The organism is Psychroflexus salinarum (assembly GCF_042677225.1).
GTDB lineage: Bacteria > Bacteroidota > Bacteroidia > Flavobacteriales > Flavobacteriaceae > Psychroflexus > Psychroflexus salinarum.
Genome location: NZ_JBHTIV010000005.1, coordinates 291,671 through 314,356, shown reverse-complemented (window position 1 = coordinate 314,356; position 22,686 = coordinate 291,671). Strand labels below are relative to the sequence as shown.

Annotated in this window: 15 protein-coding genes and 1 tRNA gene; 12 read left to right on the top strand and 4 right to left on the bottom strand. The window is 36.0% G+C overall.

Going from position 1 to position 22,686, the window contains the following annotated elements; all coding sequences use genetic code 11:
* Positions 1 to 18 precede the first annotated feature (18 nt).
* The 4 genes from ACFQ0R_RS03585 to ACFQ0R_RS03570 all read left to right on the top strand — a co-directional run bounded on the left by ACFQ0R_RS03585 (position 19) and on the right by ACFQ0R_RS03570 (position 5,228).
* The gene (locus tag ACFQ0R_RS03585) at positions 19 to 810 is read left to right on the top strand and encodes a GLPGLI family protein (RefSeq protein ID WP_379657005.1); all 792 of its coding nucleotides are present in this window, start codon (positions 19 to 21) and stop codon (positions 808 to 810) included.
* Positions 811 to 893: 83 nt separating this feature from the next.
* Positions 894 to 1,685, top strand: a complete 792-nt coding sequence (locus ACFQ0R_RS03580; RefSeq protein WP_379657004.1) for a GLPGLI family protein — start codon at positions 894 to 896, stop codon at positions 1,683 to 1,685.
* Positions 1,686 to 1,768: 83 nt separating this feature from the next.
* Positions 1,769 to 2,557, top strand: a complete 789-nt coding sequence (locus tag ACFQ0R_RS03575; protein ID WP_379657003.1) for a GLPGLI family protein — start codon at positions 1,769 to 1,771, stop codon at positions 2,555 to 2,557.
* 37 nt (positions 2,558 to 2,594) lie between these two features.
* Positions 2,595 to 5,228, top strand: a complete 2,634-nt coding sequence (locus ACFQ0R_RS03570; RefSeq protein WP_379657002.1) for a carboxypeptidase-like regulatory domain-containing protein — start codon at positions 2,595 to 2,597, stop codon at positions 5,226 to 5,228.
* Positions 5,229 to 5,249: 21 nt separating this feature from the next.
* On the opposite strand, the gene ACFQ0R_RS03565 is transcribed toward ACFQ0R_RS03570, so the two are convergent.
* The 3 genes from ACFQ0R_RS03565 to ACFQ0R_RS03555 form a co-directional block, all read right to left on the bottom strand.
* Positions 5,250 to 5,321: transfer RNA gene (locus tag ACFQ0R_RS03565), tRNA-Arg, on the bottom strand.
* Positions 5,322 to 5,326: 5 nt separating this feature from the next.
* Positions 5,327 to 5,551 (bottom strand): hypothetical protein, encoded by a 225-nt coding sequence (locus ACFQ0R_RS03560; RefSeq protein ID WP_379657001.1) that lies wholly within the window; start codon positions 5,549 to 5,551, stop codon positions 5,327 to 5,329.
* A gap of 63 nt (positions 5,552 to 5,614) precedes the next feature.
* Entirely contained in the window at positions 5,615 to 6,736 is a 1,122-nt protein-coding gene (locus ACFQ0R_RS03555) for an endonuclease/exonuclease/phosphatase family protein (protein WP_379657000.1), read from the bottom strand.
* Positions 6,737 to 6,861: 125 nt separating this feature from the next.
* Here ACFQ0R_RS03555 and ACFQ0R_RS03550 point away from each other — a divergent pair, with 125 nt between their 5' ends.
* Both ACFQ0R_RS03550 and ACFQ0R_RS03545 read left to right on the top strand, forming a co-directional pair.
* Positions 6,862 to 9,735, top strand: coding sequence for a carboxypeptidase-like regulatory domain-containing protein (locus ACFQ0R_RS03550; RefSeq protein WP_379656999.1), 2,874 nt, complete (start codon positions 6,862 to 6,864; stop codon positions 9,733 to 9,735).
* An 18-nt stretch (positions 9,736 to 9,753) separates the two neighbouring features.
* Positions 9,754 to 11,178 carry a DUF5689 domain-containing protein gene (locus ACFQ0R_RS03545; protein WP_379656998.1) on the top strand — a complete coding sequence of 475 codons (1,425 nt, stop codon included), beginning with the start codon at positions 9,754 to 9,756 and terminating at the stop codon, positions 11,176 to 11,178.
* A gap of 217 nt (positions 11,179 to 11,395) precedes the next feature.
* Here the strand turns inward: ACFQ0R_RS03545 and ACFQ0R_RS03540 are convergent, their stop codons facing one another.
* Positions 11,396 to 15,895 carry an AAA family ATPase gene (locus ACFQ0R_RS03540; protein WP_379656997.1) on the bottom strand — a complete coding sequence of 1,500 codons (4,500 nt, stop codon included), beginning with the start codon at positions 15,893 to 15,895 and terminating at the stop codon, positions 11,396 to 11,398.
* A 478-nt stretch (positions 15,896 to 16,373) separates the two neighbouring features.
* Here ACFQ0R_RS03540 and ACFQ0R_RS03535 point away from each other — a divergent pair, with 478 nt between their 5' ends.
* Genes ACFQ0R_RS03535 through ACFQ0R_RS03510 form a run of 6 tightly spaced genes read left to right on the top strand, consistent with a single transcriptional unit; the run spans position 16,374 to position 22,655 of the window.
* Positions 16,374 to 17,828, top strand: coding sequence for a lipopolysaccharide biosynthesis protein (locus ACFQ0R_RS03535; RefSeq protein ID WP_379656996.1), 1,455 nt, complete (start codon positions 16,374 to 16,376; stop codon positions 17,826 to 17,828).
* Between the two features lie 3 nt (positions 17,829 to 17,831).
* A complete protein-coding gene (dut, locus tag ACFQ0R_RS03530; RefSeq protein ID WP_379656995.1) occupies positions 17,832 to 18,263 on the top strand; it encodes a dUTP diphosphatase in 432 nt (143 codons plus the stop codon).
* Between the two features lie 30 nt (positions 18,264 to 18,293).
* Positions 18,294 to 19,307: a sugar phosphate nucleotidyltransferase gene (locus tag ACFQ0R_RS03525; RefSeq protein ID WP_379656994.1), complete on the top strand. Its 1,014-nt coding sequence runs from the start codon at positions 18,294 to 18,296 to the stop codon at positions 19,305 to 19,307.
* A 5-nt stretch (positions 19,308 to 19,312) separates the two neighbouring features.
* Positions 19,313 to 20,677, top strand: a complete 1,365-nt coding sequence (locus ACFQ0R_RS03520; protein ID WP_379656993.1) for a tetratricopeptide repeat protein — start codon at positions 19,313 to 19,315, stop codon at positions 20,675 to 20,677.
* Positions 20,677 to 21,447, top strand: a complete 771-nt coding sequence (locus tag ACFQ0R_RS03515) for a DUF4292 domain-containing protein (protein ID WP_379656992.1) — start codon at positions 20,677 to 20,679, stop codon at positions 21,445 to 21,447. The genes ACFQ0R_RS03520 and ACFQ0R_RS03515 overlap by 1 nt, the downstream gene beginning before the upstream one ends.
* The gene (locus ACFQ0R_RS03510) at positions 21,447 to 22,655 is read left to right on the top strand and encodes a murein hydrolase activator EnvC family protein (protein WP_379656991.1); all 1,209 of its coding nucleotides are present in this window, start codon (positions 21,447 to 21,449) and stop codon (positions 22,653 to 22,655) included. The genes ACFQ0R_RS03515 and ACFQ0R_RS03510 overlap by 1 nt, the downstream gene beginning before the upstream one ends.
* Positions 22,656 to 22,686: the final 31 nt, after the last annotated feature.

Sequence of the window (22,686 nt, the reverse complement as noted above, 5' to 3'; positions counted from 1 at the left end):
TATCAAAAATCTATTTCTATGAAAGCTTTAATTCTACTTATAGTTTCAAGTGCAGTGTTGTTCTGTCATAACATTAACGCCCAAACTGGCATAGTAAATTACGGTGAAGTTCAGAGCATGCAGATGGGGGCTCCTATTGGCACAGATTATAAGGCCATGTTGGTGTTTGATAAAAATAACTCTCTATATATAACTAGAAAAGATTCTTTAGAAGGAGAAAGCATTTATGAACAGGAATCTTATTTTAATAGTTCAGGCGATGGATATTACATTACAGTAGCTACCAATCCTGAAGGCTTTCAATATTATTACAATCCTAAAGAACAGGTTCTATATTCTCGTGATTTAGGATTTCGATATGTCAAGGATAAGACCATAGATATATCATGGGACATCACAGATGAAACAAAAAAAATTGGAAGGTATGAAGTGCAAAAAGCAACCGCTCATTTTAGAGGTAGAGATTATACCGCTTGGTTTACATCAGAAATTCCTCTGCCCTACGGTCCATGGAAGTTAGTAGGCTTACCAGGTTTAATTTTGGAAGCTTACGATACTGATAAAGAAATATACTGGTATTTCAAAAATATAGAATATCCTACTAAACATACTCATTTATTAAAACCTGTCGATAATCCCCATGCATCTTGGGTTTCTAATGAAGAGCAAAAAGAATTCCTGATCAACTCTTTTATTAACGCTCGATACGGGGGTAGAATGATAGCAGAAAACATGTGGATATCTGGTTCAGAATCCAAAGTTTTGAAGACTGAAGGTTTTATTGAAGTCTATGAAATTAAAAAGAAGTAGTCAACTAAATTTATAATGTTAAACTCTAAACTAATCAAACTATATATTTAGTTTATTATTAGCTTTATCACAAATCTATTTTTATGAAAGCTTTAATTCTACTTATAGTTTCAAGTGCAATGCTGTTCTGTCATGACATTAACGCCCAAACCGGTATAGTTAATTATGGACAAATAGAAAGCTTTGGAATGGGTGCGCCAATTGGTCCAGATTTTAAGACTATGCTAGTATTTGATAAAGATAATTCTCTTTATGTAATGAAAAAAGATTCCTTAGAAGGAGGACATATTCGCGAGCAAAATTCATATTTTAATAGTTCAGGGAATGGATATTATATTACTGTAGTGACCAATCCTGAAGGCTTTCAGTATTATTACAACCCTAAAGAAAAGGTTTTATATTCTCGTGATTTAGGATTTCAATACGTTAAGGATACGACCATAAATATATCATGGGACATTACAGATGAAACAAAAAAAATTGGAACCTATGGAGTGCAAAAAGCAACTGCTCATTTTAGAGGTAGAGATTATACCGCTTGGTTTACTTCACAGATCCCATTGCCTTATGGTCCTTGGAAATTAGTAGGTTTACCAGGTTTAATTTTGGAAGCTTACGATACCAATAAGGAAATCTACTGGTATTTCAAAAATATTGAATATCCTATTAAACACTCTTATTTGCTTAAACCAATAGACAACCCGAATTCATCTTGGATATCATTTGAAAGCTTTAAAGAAAACCAAATTAAATCCTTTCTTGACGCCAGAATGGGGGGAAGAATGGTAGCGGAAAATATGGGTATATCTAGTGGAGAATCGAAAGTTTTAAAAACAAATTATTTTATAGAAGTTTTTGAAATCAAAGAAAAGTAGTCAACTAAATTTATAATGTTAAACTCTAAAACAATTAAACTATGTATTTAGTTTATTATTAGCTTTATCAAAAATCTATTTTTATGAAAGCTTTAATTCTACTTTTAGTTTCAAGTGCAATGTTGTTCTGTCATAACATAAATGCCCAAACAGGCATCGTAAACTACGGGGAAGTTCAAAGCATGGAAATGGGAGCGCCAATTGGTCCTGATTATAAAGCCATGTTGGTGTTCGATAAGGATAATTCTTTATATGTAACAAGAAAAGATTCCTTAGAGGGAGGACATATTCGCGAGCAAAAATCATATCGAGCTTCTCCTGAACAAGGCTTTTCTATTACTGTAGTGACTAACCCTGAAGGGTTTCAATACTATTACAAACCAAAAGAAAAGATTTTATATTCTCGAGATTTAGGGTTTCGATATGTCAAGGATAAGACCATAGATATATCATGGGACATCACAGATGAAACAAAAAAAATTGGAAGGTATGAAGTGCAAAAAGCAACCGCTCATTTTAGAGGGCGAGATTATACCGCTTGGTTTACATCAGAAATTCCTCTGCCCTACGGTCCATGGAAGTTAGTAGGCTTACCAGGTTTAATCTTGGAAACTTATGATACTGATAAAGAAATCTACTGGTATTTTAAAAACATAGAGTACCCATCTGAGAAGTCTTACCTCCTGAAACCTATAGACAATCCGAACTCTTCCTGGATTTCATTTGAAGAACTCAAAGAAAGGCAAATCAAAGCCTTTCTTGATGCCAGAATGGGAGGCAGAATGATAGCAGAAAACATGGGAGTATCTGGTTCAGAATCAAACGTATTGAAAACAGATAGTTATATAGAAGTCTATGAAATTAAGGAATAATATTAGCTAGTTATCTTTTTAATCAAAATTCAATTACTTGAAAATCTTTCATTTTGTGCTTCTTCTTGTTTGCTTTATTGGATCTGCTATAAGTTATGCCCAAGAGTTTAAAATAAAAGGTCAAATCCTAGAAAAGGAAACTAAGATACCGCTTGAAGGGTCTAGTATCGTTGTAAGTACATCTTCCAATAGCATTTTGGGGTACACTTATTCTACAGAAAATGGGAAGTATGAACTAGCAGTAGATTCAGAGGCAGATTCACTTTCTATTAAAGTGAGTAGTTTTGGTTATGAGGCTCAGGAAATCATGATTTCCAATACTAAGTCTACTATCAACCAAGATTTTGAACTCAGTTCTAAAGTAGAACAGCTCAATACAGTTGTTCTGGAGACTGAAGAAAAAATCAAAGTCAATAGAGATACGGTCGCTTATCGGGTATCTGCTTTTGCAGATGAAACCGAGCAAACCGTAGAAGATGTTTTAAAAAATTTGCCGGGCATAGAAATAGATGAGGATGGCAACATCAAAGCCCAAGGCAAGGATATTCAAAAAATACTCATAGAAGGAGATGATCTTGCCGACAGAAATTACAAAGTGATTTCCAAAAATCTGGATGCCGATGTCTTAAGTAAAGTGGAGGTCATCAACAACTATAGCGAAAATCCAGTGTTGAAACAATTCCTGGATAGTGAAACCGTGGTGCTCAACTTAAAGCTAAAAGACAAAGCCAAATCTATTTGGTTTGGAGCTGCAAAAGCTGGATTAGGAAATGACAGTCGCTATGAAGCGGATCTTAATCTTGGCCTCATCCGGCCTGAAATTAAGTTTCTGGATTTAGGAAACCTCAATTCCATAGGCAAGCCTGCTGGAGAACAGTTAGATAATTATGTGTATCAGCAAATGGGGTTTAATGATTTTGATGAAAACTTCAGTTTAGATCAAGATTCGTTTCTGAACTTGAGACCAAGTTCTATATTAATCGACGACAAATTTTATATCGAGAACCAAAGTCTTTCCAATAACCTTTTAGCGAATAAAAGCATCTGGGGGGACAGTAAACTTAGGAACTCCCTGTTTGTCAACACAGATCAGCTCAACAGTGATTATAGGAATAGGATTTCTTATTTTCTGCCAGACGGTGATATTGATTTTCAGGAAGATAATGCCTTTGACACCCGAAATTTAAATTTAAAGAACGATTTTGAAATTAAACATTCTATAGATGAAGACCATTTCATCACGTTTCAAACCGATATATCAGGGACCAATTCTGATGTGAATCATGAGTTGCTTTTTAATGCTGATGAAAGCATTGCTCAGGTCTTGGATGAGCGCAACTTAAGCTTATCAACCAATGTTCATCTCACCAAGAAAATCAAGAACGGAGCGCTAAGCTTTTACGGGTTTACGGGTTATAATGAAGATCGGCAGACGTTTGATATTTCATCAAATACTATTTCTGAAGAACAAAATTCAAGTCAACTTCAAACCGAAATAAAAGACAATACGGTATATCAAGGTCTTGAAGGAAGTTCCATTTTTCAGTTCAATGAACTCAGTTTTGCTGTAAAACTAGGGGTTTTAAATCAAGATCGAGAGTTTAATTACGGTGCTTTAGACCTGGAAAATGACTTCGGTACTTCTGAAATCGATAGCCTATCGGGATCAAATTCAGAAGCAAGATTCAAATCCTTTGTAAATTTTAAAACCAAGTATGACTTTATTCCCGATCGATTGATAGCTGAAGCGGATGTAGAAGTATCTCATGTGAACATGAGAACCCATGTGGATTCCAGAAGTTTCTTGTTTTTTAACCCTAATGTTGCTCTACGTCTTAGAAAAACAAAAGTTGGCAGTTTTTCTTTGCGTTACAAACGAATTAATGAACTTCCAAGTTTAACCGACCTTAACCAGAATTTTATCGTTCAAGATTATAGAAGTTTAGTTTTGGGTGTCAATAGGCTTGAGCAAATGACTAGAAACCAATATTCGTTTAATTATATCTTTTCAAGACCCAAAAAACGAATTCTTATTGAGGCTGGTGTATCTTATTCAGATTATGAACAACAGTTATCTGCCGATAATCTGCTAAGTGAAAGACTCAATTTATCACAGCGTCAATTTATACCTGGTGGAAGTCTACTCACAGCAAGACTTGGATTTACCACTTTTTTAAAGTTTATAGATGCCACATTGAAGCTGGGGTATACTAAAACCAGATTTGAAAATCCGTTTGTTTTGAATGATAATTTGTTTGAAGTGACCAATGAGAGTGATAATTACTATTTCCGGGGAACAACCTATTGGAATGGAATCTTAAACTTTAAATTTTCTGGAAGTTTAAATTCTAATTCTGGAGGTATTGGAAATTCTTCTAATACTAACAACATTTACAATGCTAAACTAGAAACTGTTCTGAAACTCTACGATAGGCTTTTCGGAAATTTCAAAAATGAAATTTATGATGTCGATTCTGAACTTTATCAAACCAGTAGCTTTAATTTAGAATATCGACCGAAGCAAAAATCCTATGTATTTGGAATCGATGCTCAGAATATATTCAATACAAAGAATTATACCTTTAGTTCCATTACCAATTTCCAAAGAGTAGATTTGGTGTATAGAGCTGTCCCCAGGTTTTTTGTAGGTTATATGAAGTTTAGGTTTTAAGTTCAACACCTAAACCAGTAGTAGCTCCGCTAAGAATCGAACTTAGATCTAAAGTTTAGGAAACTTTTGTTCTATCCATTGAACTACGGAGCCTTAATTTAATTGTTTTGAGAATTGGGATGATCTTCATACCAATCCTTAAAGGTTTTTTCAGTTTGGTAATCGTCAGTAAGCACTTTATACACCGCAAAAACAAGTAGAACCTGTCCTAAAACGGTAAGATAAAATACCCATGAAAATGCTAAACCTAACGAGGCGAATATAGTAACTAGAATTAGAACTAAAGTCGTTAGAATCAATAAAGGTATACCGAGATTTTTCATTTTTACTTTAAAGTTAAATGATAGACTCGACAGTTATGTGAAATTTTTATCAAAAAAACTTATTTACCCATCAGTTCCATCATTAGTTTCGGCTTCTTCTTTCTTTTTGATGAGGTAGAGATAAACAGGGAAGTGATCACTGTAACCGCCAGTAAATCCTCCATCTGCAAATGACCTGAATGGATAGCCTTTATAGCGCCCCTTTGGGTTTTGTAAATAATAAGGGTTAAATATATTGGCTTGATAAAGCGTATAGCTATTATAATCATTTTTATTAATAAGTGGCTTGGTGACCAAAATCATATCAAATAAATCCCAGGTATCTCTCCATGCAATTGTTCCTACTCCTTTTTTGTGAAGTTTTTCGAAGGGATTGTATAAGCCCACAAGTCCTACATCTTCAGCATGTTCTTTTGCTTCAAGGACTTCTTTTATACTTTCGTTATAAGGTCCATCGTTGAAGTCACCCATAATCATGATTTTAGCATAAGGTTCTTGCATTTGTATGGAGTCTTTTATTTTCTTGGTCAGCTTCGCAGCACTTACTCTACCAGGTCTGCTCTTCTTCTCACCACCGCTTCTGGAAGGCCAGTGGTTAACTATAAAATGCATTTCCTCACCATCCAATTTGCCTTTTACATAAAGTTGATCTCTAGTATACTTTCTTTTATTTCTGTCAGAATCATTGTATAAAACTAGTTCATGAGCTTTTGAGTGAATTGGACGAAATACTCTTTTTTGATATAGTAAAGCCACATCAATACTTCTGGCGTCTGGTGAATTATAATGAATGATACCATAATCAAAAGGAGATAGCTTTTTATCATTCACAACATCTTGTAGGACTTTAAAGTTTTCAATTTCACAAACCCCAATTACTGCAGGAGGCATTCCAGTGACTTCAGAACCTATGTCTGCAATTACTTTGGCCATATTTGCAACTTTCTCCTTGTAAATAGCCTCTCGTTCACCTTCAGCAATTTCCATTATAGGTGATGCTTCATCAAACTTATCTGGATCATCTTCGGTGTCAAATAGATTTTCCAGATTGTAAAAAGCAATAGTATTAATTAGAAATTCATCCGCTTTTTGAGAAGTGGATGTTGTCTTTTGAGTTGAGCTACAGCTTATGAATAAGAAAATAAATCCTAATAGATAGGCCTGGAGTTTGAGGTTTGTAATCATCTTAATATTAATTAATTGTAAATTCTTTTATTTTTTTAAATACAAAAGTACTACTTATCTAGTTTTAAAATATATTTGTAATGCATTAACAAATTTATGTTAACATTAAGATAATATAGAGTAATATGATAAGTTGTCAACGATTAGCTTTTGCGTTTTTGTTAATACTAAGTAGTTTCGGGATTCATGCTCAACAAACCGATGTAATTGGTTCCGTTTTAGACATAGATACTGAAGAGCCATTACCTGGTACTAAAATTACTATTGAAGGCGCCGGAATTGAAGTTTTAACAGATTCAAGAGGAAATTTTTCCTTTACTGATCAAGACTTACCTCTTGGTGAACAAATTTTAGGAATTAACCGAAATAATTATGAGTCAAAACGCTATCCAATAATAATTGAGGAAGGAAAAGTTCTTGATCTTGGAAATCTTTTTCTCGAAATAGATTTAAGCGAAGAAAACAGACAAATAGGAACGATTTCTCTTTCTGAAGACGAACTCGATGGGGACGACGCCTCATCATTCAATATTTCAGGACTTCTAGCCTCAACTCAAGATACCTATTTACGTGCAGCAGCTTTCGATTTTAGTGCTGCATTTTTTAATCCCAGGGGTTTAGATAATGCTAATGGTAAAGTACTTATTAATGGCTTAGAAATGAACAAGCAATTCTCTGGAAGACCCAACTGGGCTAACTGGGGAGGTCTGAATGACGTGCAGAGAAATCGCGTATTTTCTATGAGTACCACAGCAAGTGATTACACCATAGGAGATGTCGCTGGTGTTTCAAATATAATTATGAGAGCTTCCAAAATGCGGAAAGGTGGCCGGGTATCTTATGCTAGTTCCAACAGAAGTTATGAAGGAAGAATTATGGGAAGCTATAATTCTGGCTTACTCGAAGGTGGCTGGTCGTACTCCTTATTATTATCGAGACGATTTGGGGAAGAAGGCTTTAGAGAAGGAACGCTTTATGATGCCAATTCGATTTCGTTATCTCTTGAAAAAAGAATTAATGATAAGCATAGCTTAAATTTTACAGGGTTTTATGCTCCCAACCGAAGAGGAATGGGTACAGCGGTAACTCAAGAAGTTGTCGATTTAAAAGGAATTGAATATAATCCTAACTGGGGGCTTTTTGATGGCGAACAAAGAAATTCTAGGATTCGTAAGACTGAAGAGCCTGTCTTTATGCTAAACCACTATTGGGAGATTAACGATAAGTTGTCATTGAATACAAACGCTGGTTATCAGTTTGGTTTCTTTTCAACGACTAGAGTCGACAATGGAGGGACTCGACTTTTAGTCGATCCTAACACTGGTGATCAAGCTTTTCTAGGTGGTGCGAGAAATCCATCACCTATTTATTACCAAAATTTACCTAGTTACTACCTGAGAGAATCCAATCCGACTCCATTAGATTATCAAAGTGCATATTTAGCTCAAAGAGAGTTTCAAAGAGATGGTCAATTTCAATGGGATGATCTTTATTTTGCTAACTATTTAAATCAGAATAGAGGAGGTAATTCAACTTATGCACTCCAATCCGATCGAGTAGAGGATAAAATGTTCATGGCGAATACCATCATGGATTATAAATTGGAAGATAATATTACAATAAATGGTCGGCTTAACTATAGAAAGCTTGAAAGTGAGAATTTTGCCCAGATGGAAGACCTCCTTGGTGGAGAGCGTTATTTAGACGTTGACTTCTTTGCTGAAGAAACGGCTCTGCTCACAGGCTTAGGCTCAGAGTTGGCTCAAGCAGATCTCAGAAATCCAAATCGAACTGTCCAGGAAGGTGATCGCTACAAATATAATTATAAAGTTGATGTTGAAGTTTTTGATGGGTTTTTACAATCTCAATTTCAATATAGAAGTATAGATTTTTATACAGGACTTAGTTTTGGTAAAATAAAGTATCAACGTACAGGGTTTTACGAAAATGGGTTTTTCCCAGGAGATCGTTCTTTTGGGCCCGGGGAGGAATTGGATTTCTCAACTTATGCGTTTAAAACAGGTGCAACTTATAGATTATCTGGGCGTCATGTTTTTACAATGAATGCAGCTTACTTTCAAAATGCACCAACAATAAGAAATTCCTATAGCAATGCCAGACAAAATGGAGATGTTGTAGATGGAATTACAGAGGTGAAAATCCAATCTGCAGATCTGAGTTATATTTATAAATCGCCGATTCTAAGTGGGCGAGTAACAGGATTTTATACTGGCTTTCAAGATGAAACTAATGTAGGGTTTTATTATTCTGAAGAACTCACAGGTTTGCCCTCTGCAAACAATCAAAATAATGCCTTTGTACAAGAAGTGATGACGGGTATTGATAGACTGCATTATGGAGTTGAATTTGGCGTTGAAGCTCAAGTTTTACCAACGCTGAAGTTAAAAGCTGCAGGCTCTTTTGGTCATTACATCTATGATAGTAATCCAGATATTTACTTAACAAGTCAAAATTTCCCTGACATGAAGTTAAAGTTTGGAGATGGAAAAACTGACATGAAAAACGTAAGAGTTCCAGGAGGACCCGAACGTGTTTTTCAACTTGGTTTTGAATACAGAGATCCTGAATATTGGAACGTAGGACTAACTTCAAATTTCTTTTCACATTCTTATATAAGCCCAAGTGGCTTACTAAGATCAGATAATTTCTCTTTAGATACAGATGGTATTGTTTACAACGACTATGATGAAGCAATGGCCAGAGATATCCTTAAACAGGAACGTTTTGATGACTATATGCTTATCAATGTAATTGGGGGAAAATCTTGGAGAGTTGGAGATTATTTCATCGGATTTTTTGGAGTGATCAACAACGTACTAGATAAGGAATATAAAACTGGTGGATTTGAACAATCCAGAACTAGTAATTTCAGGAGTCGAGGTGAAGATCTGAATAGAGAAAATGGACCATTGTTTGGCAACCGCTATTTCTTTGGGTTTGGAACTACATATTATTTAAGTGCTTACATAAGATTTTAAAAAAATAAAACTATTAAGATGAAAATTTTTAATCACAATTTACTTTTTCTATTCCTTGGTTTAGGAATGATATTATCAACATCTTCCTGTGTTGAAGATGATGATTTTAACGCGCCACAATTTGAACAGACTCCTCCTGATATTGAAGGGAATATCGTGAGTCTTTCTGTATTAGAAGGTATTTTGGAGCAGAATGATAACGGTCCGTTTACATTTAATGATACAGATAATGTAGTAGAAGCCTACGTTATTTCCAATGATGAGTCGGGAAACTTCTTTAGAGAACTTATCGTTCAGGATCTACCAGAAAATCCAACCTACGGTGTTGCTATTCAGGTAGATGTAAATCCGCTCTTTACTAAATTTGATTTTGGAAGGAAGATTTATATAAAATTGGATGGTCTGTCAATAGGGCAAAGAGAAGGCAATGAGCCAAGATTAGGTATTGCAGACGGTACCGATATTGCAAGAATTCCAGAAGCTTTTGTTGACGAATCAATTATTAGAGACACCCTTGTTGCTGATATTGTTCCTGTTCAAAGGCAACTTTCGGAATTGGAATTTTCAGATGTGAATACCTACGTGGAACTTACAGACGTTCAATTTTCAAAAATTTACTTTTCAGAAAACACATCGGCAAGTTATGCTTCAGAGACAGGAGATAGTTTCGATGGGGAACGCATTCTAGAAAGTTGTGCTAGTTCTAATGAATTAATTTTTAGTACAAGTACATTCTCAGATTTTAAAGGCCTATCACTGCCTCCAGGGTCTGGTTCTATGAAAGGAATTGTTACTAGAGACTTCTTTGGTGAGTTTTTTACTTTTTACATCAATTCGCCCGAGGCTGTTGATATGACAGGAGAGCGTTGCGATCCACTAGTCTTTTCCTGTGGTTTAGCTGCTTCTTCTGCAGAAAATGAATTTCTAAATGTAGATTTTGAGGATCAGAACATTAACTCTCCAGTAAACATTCCTGGATGGACAAACTATATTGAAGCAGGCTCAGAAGCTTGGGAAGCTTTTGTAGATAATGGAACTAATCAATCTTTAGGAATTTCAGCTAGAGTTGGCTCATTCAATTCTGGTGATGATAGCACTGTCTCTTGGTTAATTTCTCCCGAAATTCCTGTGGATAGTAATTCAAAGATTACTTTAGAGTTTAAAACTTCCAATAGCTTTTCAGATGACAGTATTATGGAAGTTCTTTATTCTGTTGATTGGGATGGAACAGAAGAAGGCATTAGTAGTGCAGAGTGGGGTGTTATTGACGATGCTGCAATAGTTTCGGACAGTCAGTTTTTTGCTGATTGGATAAGTTCGGGACTCGTAGACATGTCTTGTTTTGAAGGTAATGGTCATATTGCTTTCAAGTATACAGGTAGCGGGCAGCAAAGCGAAGATGGTACTTATGAGCTGGATGATATTGTAATCAGTGTAGAGTAACTACTATTCCAATATTTATTCAATATAAACTGCCCTGCCACCGCCGGGCAGTTTTTTATTTATGGCTTTTCATCCCCATATTCTACTAGATTGAAAAAATCAATCGTAACCTGTAGTCTCTGCAAAAAGCTTTTTCAAAACACATTCTATTTATGGAAGAGTCACATTCATTCCAAGAATTTTTTTGGTAATTTTAGTGTCGCTCTTCACCAGTGTTTCATTTCAAAACCAAGCCAACCCCTATTTTCTCTAATAAATAGGGATTGTGTTCAATCACTAAAATATCATTATCAACACTAAGTTTTTCCAAAATAGTGTAGAGTAAGTCAATATCCGCATAATGTAAACCTGTACTCGGTTCATCTAAAACAAAGAGTTCATGTTTTGGAGCATCAAGTAACCAGTTCAAAAGCAATAGGCGCTGCTTTTCACCAGAGGATAAAGACAGTACGGTCTGTTCCAATTTGAGATGTTCTAACCCTACGGCTTCCAAACTCTTTATAAAATTCATAGTCTTTTCTGGTACCTTAAAACCTGTAAACCATTTTTTTAGTTCTAGAATGTTCATGGACAATACCTCAGCAATATGCTTGGATTTTACTTTATGATCTAAGATATGTTGCTGGTAACGCTTTCCCTGGCAGACTTCACAGGTTTCAATCGAGTTAGCTGTGATATCCAGACTGGTTTCTAAAAATCCTTTTCCTTTGCAATTTGGACATTGACTCTTTTTGGTTTTATAGGAAAAGTCACTGACTTTCAGTTTGGTTTCCCTGGCAAAAACGCTAGTGATTACTTTTAGAAAATCCAAATAAGACACTACCAAGGTGCTGGCGTAAGCTCTAAGTTTTTTAGGTTCAAAATAATGTGCCCCATTATAGGCCTTTGGAAAATCTATGGCTGAGCAATTCACGGGTTGACTATTATTTATACTGGGTATCAGAATGTCTTTGACCAAAGTAGTTTTTCCCACGCCAGATCTACCTGTTAAAGCTGTAATGCCACCAATAGGTAATTCTAAGCGATTTTTCTTTAAGCTATGTTTGGCTAAGTTTTGTATGTTGATGTGGGTCTTTGCTGCTTTAAGTTGCCTTGTTTTGCTTGGTGATTTAAGAAAAGAGTGGGTGTCTTTGTGTTGTAGTAAACCTTCAAAGTCACCCTGGTAGGTGATATAACCCCCAGACTGTCCTGCTTTAGGACCGATTTGAACAATATGATTTGCTGCCCGAATAATGGATTTATCGTGTTCGATGACGATTACAGTATTTCCCTTTTCAACTAGCTCTTTTAAAATCTGAATCAGATCTGGAATGTTTTCTTGAGATAAACCTGCAGAAGGTTCGTCTAATAAATAAGTAATTCCTTTCAGAGGGCTATTCAATTGCTTAATTAAGGCCAAACGTTGATTTTCGCCACCAGAAAGGCTAGTCGATTTTCGGTTGAGTTGCAAGTGATCAATATGGAGTTCTTTAGCCCTGGTAATCGTATTGATGAGGTGTGTTTCAATTTTGGCAAGTAATTTTCCATCTACTGTTTTAGCATCAGTATGTTTTGATATCCAAACCTTAAGGGTTTTAAAATCCATCGATTTGATGGTGTTTATCGATTTTCCTGCAATAGTAAACTTTAAACGTTCGGGTTTTAAGCCACTAGCCTTACAATGATTGCATTCCCGATAAGAAAATAAAGCCGTCAACTGGCTGATGTTTTTGTTTTTTCGAGTTTTCAAATATTCATCCTGCAAATAGCTGAAGAGACCATCCCAGGTCATGGTTAGCGCTTGAGTTCCTTGACGTGTTTTAGTTTGGTAAACCCAGTCAGCCTCCCAGATTTTATCACCTGTACCATAAAGCAATACTTGCTTTTGTTGGGGAGTTAAAGCTTTAAAAGGCGTGTTCAGATCGAAGCCATAACTCGCTCCAACCTTTTTCAAAATAGCCATATGCTGCCCTTTAGGGTCGCCATAATATCCAATGGCTTTGTTGTGTGCAAATAATCCTGTTGCAATGCTTTTTTCCTCATCCAAAACAAGCTTGTTGAGGTCTGGAAGTAATTCTTGCCCATGGCCTTCGCAAACTTCACATTTTCCTAATTCATGGGTGTTTGAAAAATGGCTGGCAGACAGCTCTTCTCCTTCATAGTGTGCTTTTCTGGAAAACGCAAAACGCAGCAGCTTATCTATTCCGGTTTGCTTAGCGATATCTGAACGCTGAGCGTGATTCTTTTGTTTTCTCGTCACACAAATGCTAGGTGTGAGACCTTCAATATGATCTACTTCAAACTGAAAATTAACTCCAACTCTCGACTGCTGATATGCTGAAAATTGCTTTGTCATTTCTTGCAGACCAAACCCATGTATGGTGTCTATGACCAAAGAAGATTTGCCTGAGCCAGAAACACCCGTGACTACTGAAAGCTGATGTTTAGGAAAATTGAGATCCAAATCTTTTAACGAGTGAGTTCGTGCTCCTCGAATCGAAATATGCTCTTGTTGCTGAGGTTTTCCAGTTTTTAGCTCAATAGGTTTTACCTTTAAAGCATTATCAACCCAGATATCGCAATGCTTTTGAAATAGAGAATGATTTTCAAAACAAAGTATACCAGCAGTTTGCTGCTTTAACTGATTTAAAGCATCCAACAACTGATTGACGTTTTGGTAATGCAGTCCTATACTGGGTTCTTCCAGCACCAAAAGTGTCTGTTTTGACCTTTTAGCAAAGTGTTTGGTGAGTTTTATGCGTTGGGCTTCACCTCCAGACAAGGTATTGGAAGGTTGACCTAGTTTGATATAACCTAAACCTAGCTGTTTCATTAAAGACAGAATTTCTGTGATTTTTTTCTCACCCTCAAAAAAATCAAAGGCGTCTTCAATGCTAAGACTATAAATATCTGCAATGTTTTTTTCTTTGTAATGGACGTCAAGCACTTCAGGCTTAAAACGCTTTCCGTTGCATATGGGGCACACCTGATTAATTGTACCCATGGCGCTCATAGATAGCGTAATGACTCCAGCACCTTCACATGTGCCACAACGCCCTTTTTTATTATTGAATGAAAAGTAACTTTTGGTTAGCTTTCTGGATTTTGCAGTTGTAGTTTTCGCCAGTAGATCTCGAATTTTATCCGCTAAACCTGTATAAGTTGCAGGATTGCTACGGGGAGTTTTCCCGATGGGCTGGTCAGTAACAGTGAGGAGGTTTAAATTTTCATTTTCACAAAATTTAGTAATGCGTTCTACAAGCTTAGGCGTTTTATGGCTGATGACCGAAAGTGTATTCGCTTGAGGTTGGAAGCTTTCTGCAGATACTTTTTTTGAACCCTTCTTGTAGTTGTCGATATTTGAAATGTTCGATTCCAAAGCAGATAAGGTGGGGCTCTCAAGATGTTTAGCTTTCAAGAAATTTTCCTTAGCTCCATTAAAGATTACCTCTCCGCCATTTATCCCAGCTTTAGGACCTAGCTCTATGATCCAGTCTGCAGCTTTTATGAAATCTAAATCGTGTTCTACCACCATCACTGTATTTCCTCGCGGTATAAGTCGATTAAGAATATGGATTAAATAGCTTTGATAATCTGCTGAAAGACCAATCGAAGGTTCATCGAATACATATAAAATACCCTGTAATCTCGAGTTGACCTGATTGATGAGCTTAATGCGTTGTCCATCACCCGATGAAATGTCCAGGCTAGGCGTACTTAGGCGGTAGTTACCCATACCCAGACGAATCAGATCCAAAACTTGAATACGTATTTTATCAACTAAATACGTTTCTCCAGTAGAGAGCTTCAATGCATTTAACTTATCATACAGATCGTTCAGCGTTAAATCCATCCAGGCCTTAAAATTTTGACCCTTCCACTTATATTCCAGATGTTCTGCTTTAATACGTCCACCCTTACAGCTAGGACATATTTTAGAACTAGCGAATTTTAGAATATTTGGGTTTCTATCTAGTCTTAAAATATTCTGCATAATGGGCAGCATGCCCTTGTAATAGCCTTCTTCCCTTGGTTTGGCTTTAATTCCAGACCACCTCAAGCGGGATTCCAAGCCATGTTTCCCATAGAATACTTTGAGGCGATCGCTACCATTCAAGACTACGTTTTTTTGTTCTTCTGAAAGCTCCTTCCAAGGAATATCGACGTGAAAGCCATGGGCTTTGCAGACTTTATTCAATTCTTCTACAGTGATTTGTGAATACACAATGTAGCCGTTGGGTAAAGTGGTGGTGATGGCGCCTTCCCTTAAGGTTTTGTTCTCATCACCAATGACTTTGTTCAGATCTATATATTCAGCTTCGCCAATACCGCGGCAAACTTCACAGGCGCCTTTGGGATGGTTAAAAGAAAAAAGAGACTTACTCATGGTTTCCTCTCCAGAATACCGAGCGAATAAGATTCTGAAGATGGAAGTTAATTCAGAAAGTGTACCAAACGTAGTAGTGATGGATTGAAAACGCTTGGACTGCTCGACTTTAATGACGGGCGGCAAGTCCTGGATTTCGTCTACTTCAGCAGTCGGAATGGCTTGTCCATTTTGCTGATTGTAAGCTGGAAGACTTTCCAGGAAATGCCGATAGCCTTCATTGGCAATCACATTCATAGCCAGGGATGATTTTCCAGATCCTGATAAGCCAGTCATTACAATCAATTGATGCTCTGGAATTTCCAAATCCAGGTTCTTAAGGTTATTTTGATAGGCGTTTTTTATCTTCATTCTATATTACGTTTTCCTTTTGAAGACTAAGGCACAAAAGGATTCTTGATAATTTATGATTTGCAGAAGCTGTCTCAAAACCTCCATATTTGTCATTTCGAGAGGGGTCGAGAAATCCAAGTTATTGAAATTCAAGATATTTTGACTACGCTCAATATGACATTCTTCGATTTATCTTATTTTGAGACAGCTTCAAACATTTAGTAGTTTGATTCCTTTTACCCAATATTCTTGTTAAGTACTTAGGTTTTGAAATTTAAAATTGAAAGATAAGAAGATTGATAGAGTACAACTAAGCAGTCCTAAGCATTGGTTTAACCTTAACTTTTAAAAATAAAGACAGTTTATACTGAGCTATTAGAATTCAATTTCTTTTAATGCAGCTTGAAAACCATTGAATTTAGTCGAAAGTAAGTGATAAACGCGTGCCCCTTTTTGATTCCATATTTTACTACATTTGACAAATCAATTTCAACCTGTGAGTATCTACAAAAAACTTTTTCAAAACACTTTTATTTACGGAGTAGCTACAGTCATTCCCAGGATGCTTTCGGTGATTCTGGTTCCGCTTTACACGGGAGTTTTAGAAAATACTTCCTTCGGAGATTACTCGATTATCTTTTCGTATTTCGTGATTTTTAATGTGATCCTGGCTTATGGGATGGAGACTGCTTTTTTTAGATTTTACAACAAAGAAGAAAATAAACCTCAAGTCGTATTTACCTCCACCTGGTCTATCATAGCTACAACTATTGGGTTTGTGATGTTAGCCTATCTTTTCATTACTTCCATTCAAGACTTTACCAGAATAAGTCTGCAAAACCTTAAGTTGATCATTTGGATCTTGGCTTTAGATGCGCTTGCGATTATTCCTTTTGCCTGGTTGAGAGCCAACTCAAGACCGGTGAAGTTTGCAGTAATCAAAACGATAAATGTTGCAGTCAATTTAGGCTTAAATGTCTTTTTCCTGCTGTACCTGAAAGATTTGGCAGACTCAAGCACTTTTTTTAAGTCTATTTATATTGCCAATTTTGAAGTGAGTTACATTTTTATCTCCCTTATTATTGCTAGTGGTCTCACGCTTTTATTGCTTACTCCTTTTTACTCTCGTATACAATTCCAATTTGACTGGAGTCTCTGGAGATCCATGATGAAATATGCGCTTCCTGTGCTAGTAGCTGGTGTTGCATTTTCGATTAATGAAGTTGTGGACCGTTTGTTTCTAGAGCGGATGCTGCCCGAAGACATCGCTAAAGAGCAAATTGGTATTTATTCTGCCTGTTACAAGCTAGGGATGTTCATGACTTTGTTCGCGACGGCCTTTAGATTGGGAATAGAACCCTTCTTTTTCAGCCATGCCTCGAGTAAAAATCCAAAAACGGCTTATGCCATGATCACAAAGTATTTTGTCATTGTGGGCACTGTGATTCTACTCTTCGTTATTGTATTTGTGGATCTATTCAAAGTGCTTTTGATCACTGATGAAAGCTACTGGGAGGCGATGAAAATTGTCCCAATTATTTTATTGGCCAATTTATTTTTAGGCATTTATCACAATCTTTCTGTGTGGTACAAAATAACCGATAAAACTCACTACGGGGCTTATATTTCATCCATTGGTGCGATTTTTACAATAGGGATCAATATCTGGTTAATTCCACTTATTGGTTACGTTGGCTCAGCCATTGCAACGCTTACAGCCTATGGAAGCATGATGTTGATTTCTTATTTCATCGGACAAAGGCATTATGCGATTCCTTATAAATATGGTAAAATGTTAATTTACCTCTTTGTTTCCATTCTATTTTCTCTAATTTCGTTTTACTATTTTAGAGAAAATTACGTTGTAGGTGTTCTACTCTTACTATTCTATTGTAGTGGCGTTTTTATCTATGAAAAAAAAGAAATTTACAGGCTTATCAAAAGCAATTAACTTATGAAAGTAAATATTATCAACCGTTCTGGATTCGATTTACCTCACTATGAAACCACTTTGTCTGCTGGTGTAGATCTTAAAGCCCATATCGAAGAATCTATACATTTGGAAAGCCTGGAGCGCTGTCTGGTCAAGACAGGCTTGTTTCTGGAGCTTCCTGCGGGCGTAGAAGCGCAAGTGAGACCTAGAAGCGGCCTGGCCCTTAAAAAAGGGATTACTGTACTCAATTCTCCTGGCACTATCGATGCCGATTACAGAGGCGAAGTTGGAGTTATTCTCATCAATTTATCCAAAGACAAATTCAGTATAAATCCTGGCGACCGTATTGCTCAGTTGGTATTTGCCAAACATGAACAAGCCGATTTTCAAGTTGTAGAATCACTTTCTGAAACTGACAGAGGGGAAGGTGGTTTTGGAAGTACCGGCCAGTAAAAAACATAAAAGTATTTAAAACAATATTATATGAAGATTATAGTTCCCATGGCCGGAAGAGGCTCAAGACTAAGACCCCATACACTTACTATTCCCAAACCTTTAATCCCTATAGCAGGTAAACCTATTGTACAACGTTTGGTTGAAGGGATTGCTGAGGTTTTGGAAGAAGAGATCGATGAAATTGCTTTTATTATTTCTGAAGATTTTGGTGCAGAAATTGAATTAAAGCTGAAAGAAATAGCTAAAGACCTGGAGGCAAAATCAACTATTTATTATCAAGATAAACCACTTGGAACTGGTCACGCGATTATGTGTGCCAAGGAATCTTTGGAAGGGCCTGCAGTCATAGCTTATGCCGACACTTTATTTAAAGCTGATTTTAAATTAGACAAAGATGCAGATGCGGTGATGTGGGTCAAGAAAGTTGATAACCCTGAAGCTTTTGGAGTTGTGAATTTGAATGATGATGGACAAATCACTGAGCTTGTTGAAAAATCTGAAGATTTTGTTTCTGATCTTGCAGTAATTGGAATTTACTACTTTAAAGACGTTGCTCAATTGAAAATTCAGCTGGAAAAAGTTATTGAAGAAAATATTATGCATGGTGGAGAATACCAAATCAACGATGGTATCAAGAAAATGCGAGAAAATGGAGCAATATTCAAGCCTGGTCAGGTAGAGGAATGGATGGATTGTGGAAACAAGCACGTGACAGTTGAGACCAATTCACGTATGCTGAAATTTATTCATGAAGACGAAAAAGAAAAACTTATTTCCTCTACAGTGAAAATCGAGGATTCTGAAATTATAGAACCTTGTTTCATCGGCGAAAATGTGTTTTTGAAAAACGCTAAAATAGGCCCAAATGTTTCTATTGGTGATGGCACGATTGTAGATAACTGTTCAATAAAAAATTCCTTAATTCAAGAACATTCTGAAATCACAAATGCCAAGCTAGACAAAGCTATGATAGGAAATTTCGCAAAGTTTAATGGTAATTTCACCTCGGTTAGTATCGGAGATTACTCCACTTTAGAATAAAAAATATGCCTTATTCTCTTCGTCTTTTTCTTTTTCTATGCCTTGCTTTAGTTCTCAATAGCAACGCTCAGGACAAAGACAACTTGTCGGATGAGATTAATGTTGATGATCTGGGGAATAATACGGACGAATTTCAGGAGGTGTTTTTTAAAGCGATTGCTCAGCGTGCCGTAGAAAATCCGCAAAAAGCCATAGAAGAGTTGGAGCGATGTTTAAAAATTGAACCCAATAACACTGCGGTTTTCTATGAAATGGCTAAAAATTATATCGATCTCAAAGCTTACGAGAAAGCTGAAGAATACCTTCAAAAAACATTACAGGATCCATCTTATAAAGATGATACAAATATTCACAAGCAATTATTCTACGTCTTTTCCATGCAGAAAAGCTATAATAAAGCAATAGCTGAAGCAGAATTAATTTCTAAAACAGATCCCATTTATTATCAAGAATTGGCCAATTTATATTTAATTCGAAAAGAATACAAGCTAGCCTTAAATGCTTTAGATAACTATGATACGGTTAAGGGCATTGATGAATTTCGAGATGAATTCCGGATGATCATTTACAAAGAAGGTTCAATTTTGGAAGAAGGTATTGATTTTTTCAAAAAGCGATTTCAGAATTCTAAAGAAGACATAAGATCTGCAACCTTATTAATGGAGCTTTACAGGCTAAATAATTCTCCTGAAAAAGCTATCGCAGTTGGTAAAGAATTAGAGCGAAATTCAGTTAATGACCCAGAGTTTTACGTAGAAATGGCAATGGCTCACCTTGTGAGTAGAAATATTAATGAAGCTAAAATTTACAGTAAAAAAGTTGTGGAAAGCCTTACCCTCGAAGAAGAAAATAAGGTTAAAGTTATTAATACTTTCAAAGCTTTAGCTTTGCAAGACCCAGAAGCTCAGAGTGCTTTTGTGAGTGTATTGAATTCAGCTCTTTCTTCAGAAAAAAATTCTTCCAGTAAAGCAGAATTGGGGGAGTTCTACAAATCCAGGGATAAGGAAAAGGCATTAGAAAATTTCAAATTTGCTTTACGCAATAAGCCAAATGATTTTGAGTTGATTAAAAATATTTTGGAACTGGAGTTGGAGTTGAAAAAATATGAAGATGTTCTTAAAACCAGCGAAAATGCTCTGGAAAGTTTTCCTTCTCAAGCGTTATTGTATTATACCAAAGGATTTGCTTTGGGACAGCTGAGTAAACATAAAGAAGCCGTGGAGTTTTTGAAAGACGCTCTGGATTATATTTTTGACGATAAAGAGCTAAAACAAAAAGTTTACAGTGCATTGAAAGAATCCTATCTTGCTTTGGGAAATCAAGAAAAGGCAAATTCTTACAAGCAGAAATTAATCATAATCTCAAATTGATGCATAAAAGTTTAAAAAGAATAAGTTTAATTTTAATCGTTTTTATATCCCTAACGGGTTGCAAATCTTCCAAAGCTGGTGCTGGAGAGGACTCAAAAGAAAAATCGGCTAGAGCTGTTTTAAGATCTTTTGAAAACAATCTCGCTGAATTCAAGACAGTAAACGGTAGGATTAAAGCTGGATACGAAACGGAAACTAATTCACAATCTATCAGTATAACTTACAGAATAGAGAAAGACAAAGCGATCTGGATGAGCGCTAAAATAATGGGCTTATTACCTGTAGCTAAAGTTTTCATTACACCAGATCGGTTTCAGTATTACGAAAAAATAAATGGGACTTATTTTGATGGAGATTTTTCTATGGCTAAAGAATTTCTTGGGGTAGAAGTAAATTTTGAAAACCTTCAAAACTTACTCATAGGAAGACCTATGTATGAACTGAAAAGAAATCAGATGCTTTTTGATAAAGATGCTTATGTTTTTCTTCAAAATATTAAATCGATTTTGGCTTACTCTGCCATCATTGATGGTCGTAAGTTTGAAATAAAATCTCAGGCCTTGCAAAATGTCAAAAATGAAAGTTTAAAGGTTGATTACTTCAATTTTCAATCTGTAGATAGAAAAAGATTCCCCTCCAAATTGTTGATGACTGCCAAAAAAGAAGATGAAGTAGTTCTTATAGATTTTGAATATCGCTCAGTTGTTTTTGATGAAGATCTTAGCTTTCCATTTTCAATTCCTAGTAATTACGAACGTTTAGAATTATAATGAAATACTTTCAGTACATACTTCTTTTTATAACGCTCACATCGAGTTTGTCCTTTCAAGCTCAAACAAGAGAAGAACTTGAGGCTAAACGTCAGGCCATTCAGCAGGAAATAGATGAAATCAATAGCATCATCAAAACCACAGAATCCAAGGGTAAATCTGCCTTAACCGAGTATGAAGATCTTCAGAAAAGAATAAAAGCAACCGAAAGATTAATCCAGGTTAATAATCAAGAAGCCAATTTACTCACTCGAGAGATAAATGCTAATGCTAATAAAATTGATAGACTTAGGAATGAGCTTGAACAGCTGAAGGCAGATTATGAGCAAATGATTCAGAAGTCTTACAAAAGCAAATCAAGCAAAAGTCGAATCATGTTTCTATTTTCTTCAGAATCTTTTTTTCAAGCTTACAAAAGGATTCAATACATGAAACAATTTGCTCAATACAGAAAAAAGCAGGGAGAAGAGGTGATGATACAAACCAAAACTCTTCAAGAATTGAATACAACATTATTTGATCAACGAAGAGATCAAGAAAAAATACTTGCGGAAAATCGCAAGACAAAATCCAATCTGGTAAGTGATAAAAACAATCTTGAACAACTACTAGTCAGCATAAACAAGCAGAAAGAAAAATATGCTCAAGAGCTCAAGCAAAAACAGCAAGAAGTAAGTAGGATAGATCGAGAAATTGACCGTTTAATACGCGAGGCTATTGCCAAAGAAAATAAAAAGGTAGGATCAGACTCTAAAGCTACCTTCAAGTTGACTCCAGAAGCCCAAGCTTTGGCCAAAGATTTTGCTCAAAATAAGGGTAAACTTCCATGGCCTGTTAAGTCCGGAGAGGTTTCTATGCGTTTTGGAGAAAGGCCGCACCCCATTGTAAAAACAATAAAAATTATGAGTAATGGTGTGAGAATAGACACTGAGAAAAATGGGAAAGCCAGAGCGATTTTTGAAGGGGAGGTAAGCCAGGTAAGTAAGATTCCTGGAGCCAATGTTGTGGTAATGATTCGCCATGGAGATTACTTATCTGTATACAATAATTTGCAAAAAGTGTTTGTGAAATCAGGTGACAAAGTAGCTAGAGGAGAAGAGGTTGGAGAAGTTGGAATTAATTCTTCATCAGGAAAGACAACCCTTATTTTTCAATTATTCAAGAATACCAATAAATTGAATCCTGAGCAGTGGATTTATAAGTTGTAAATTAAAATAATCCTTTATCTTTTTTGCATAA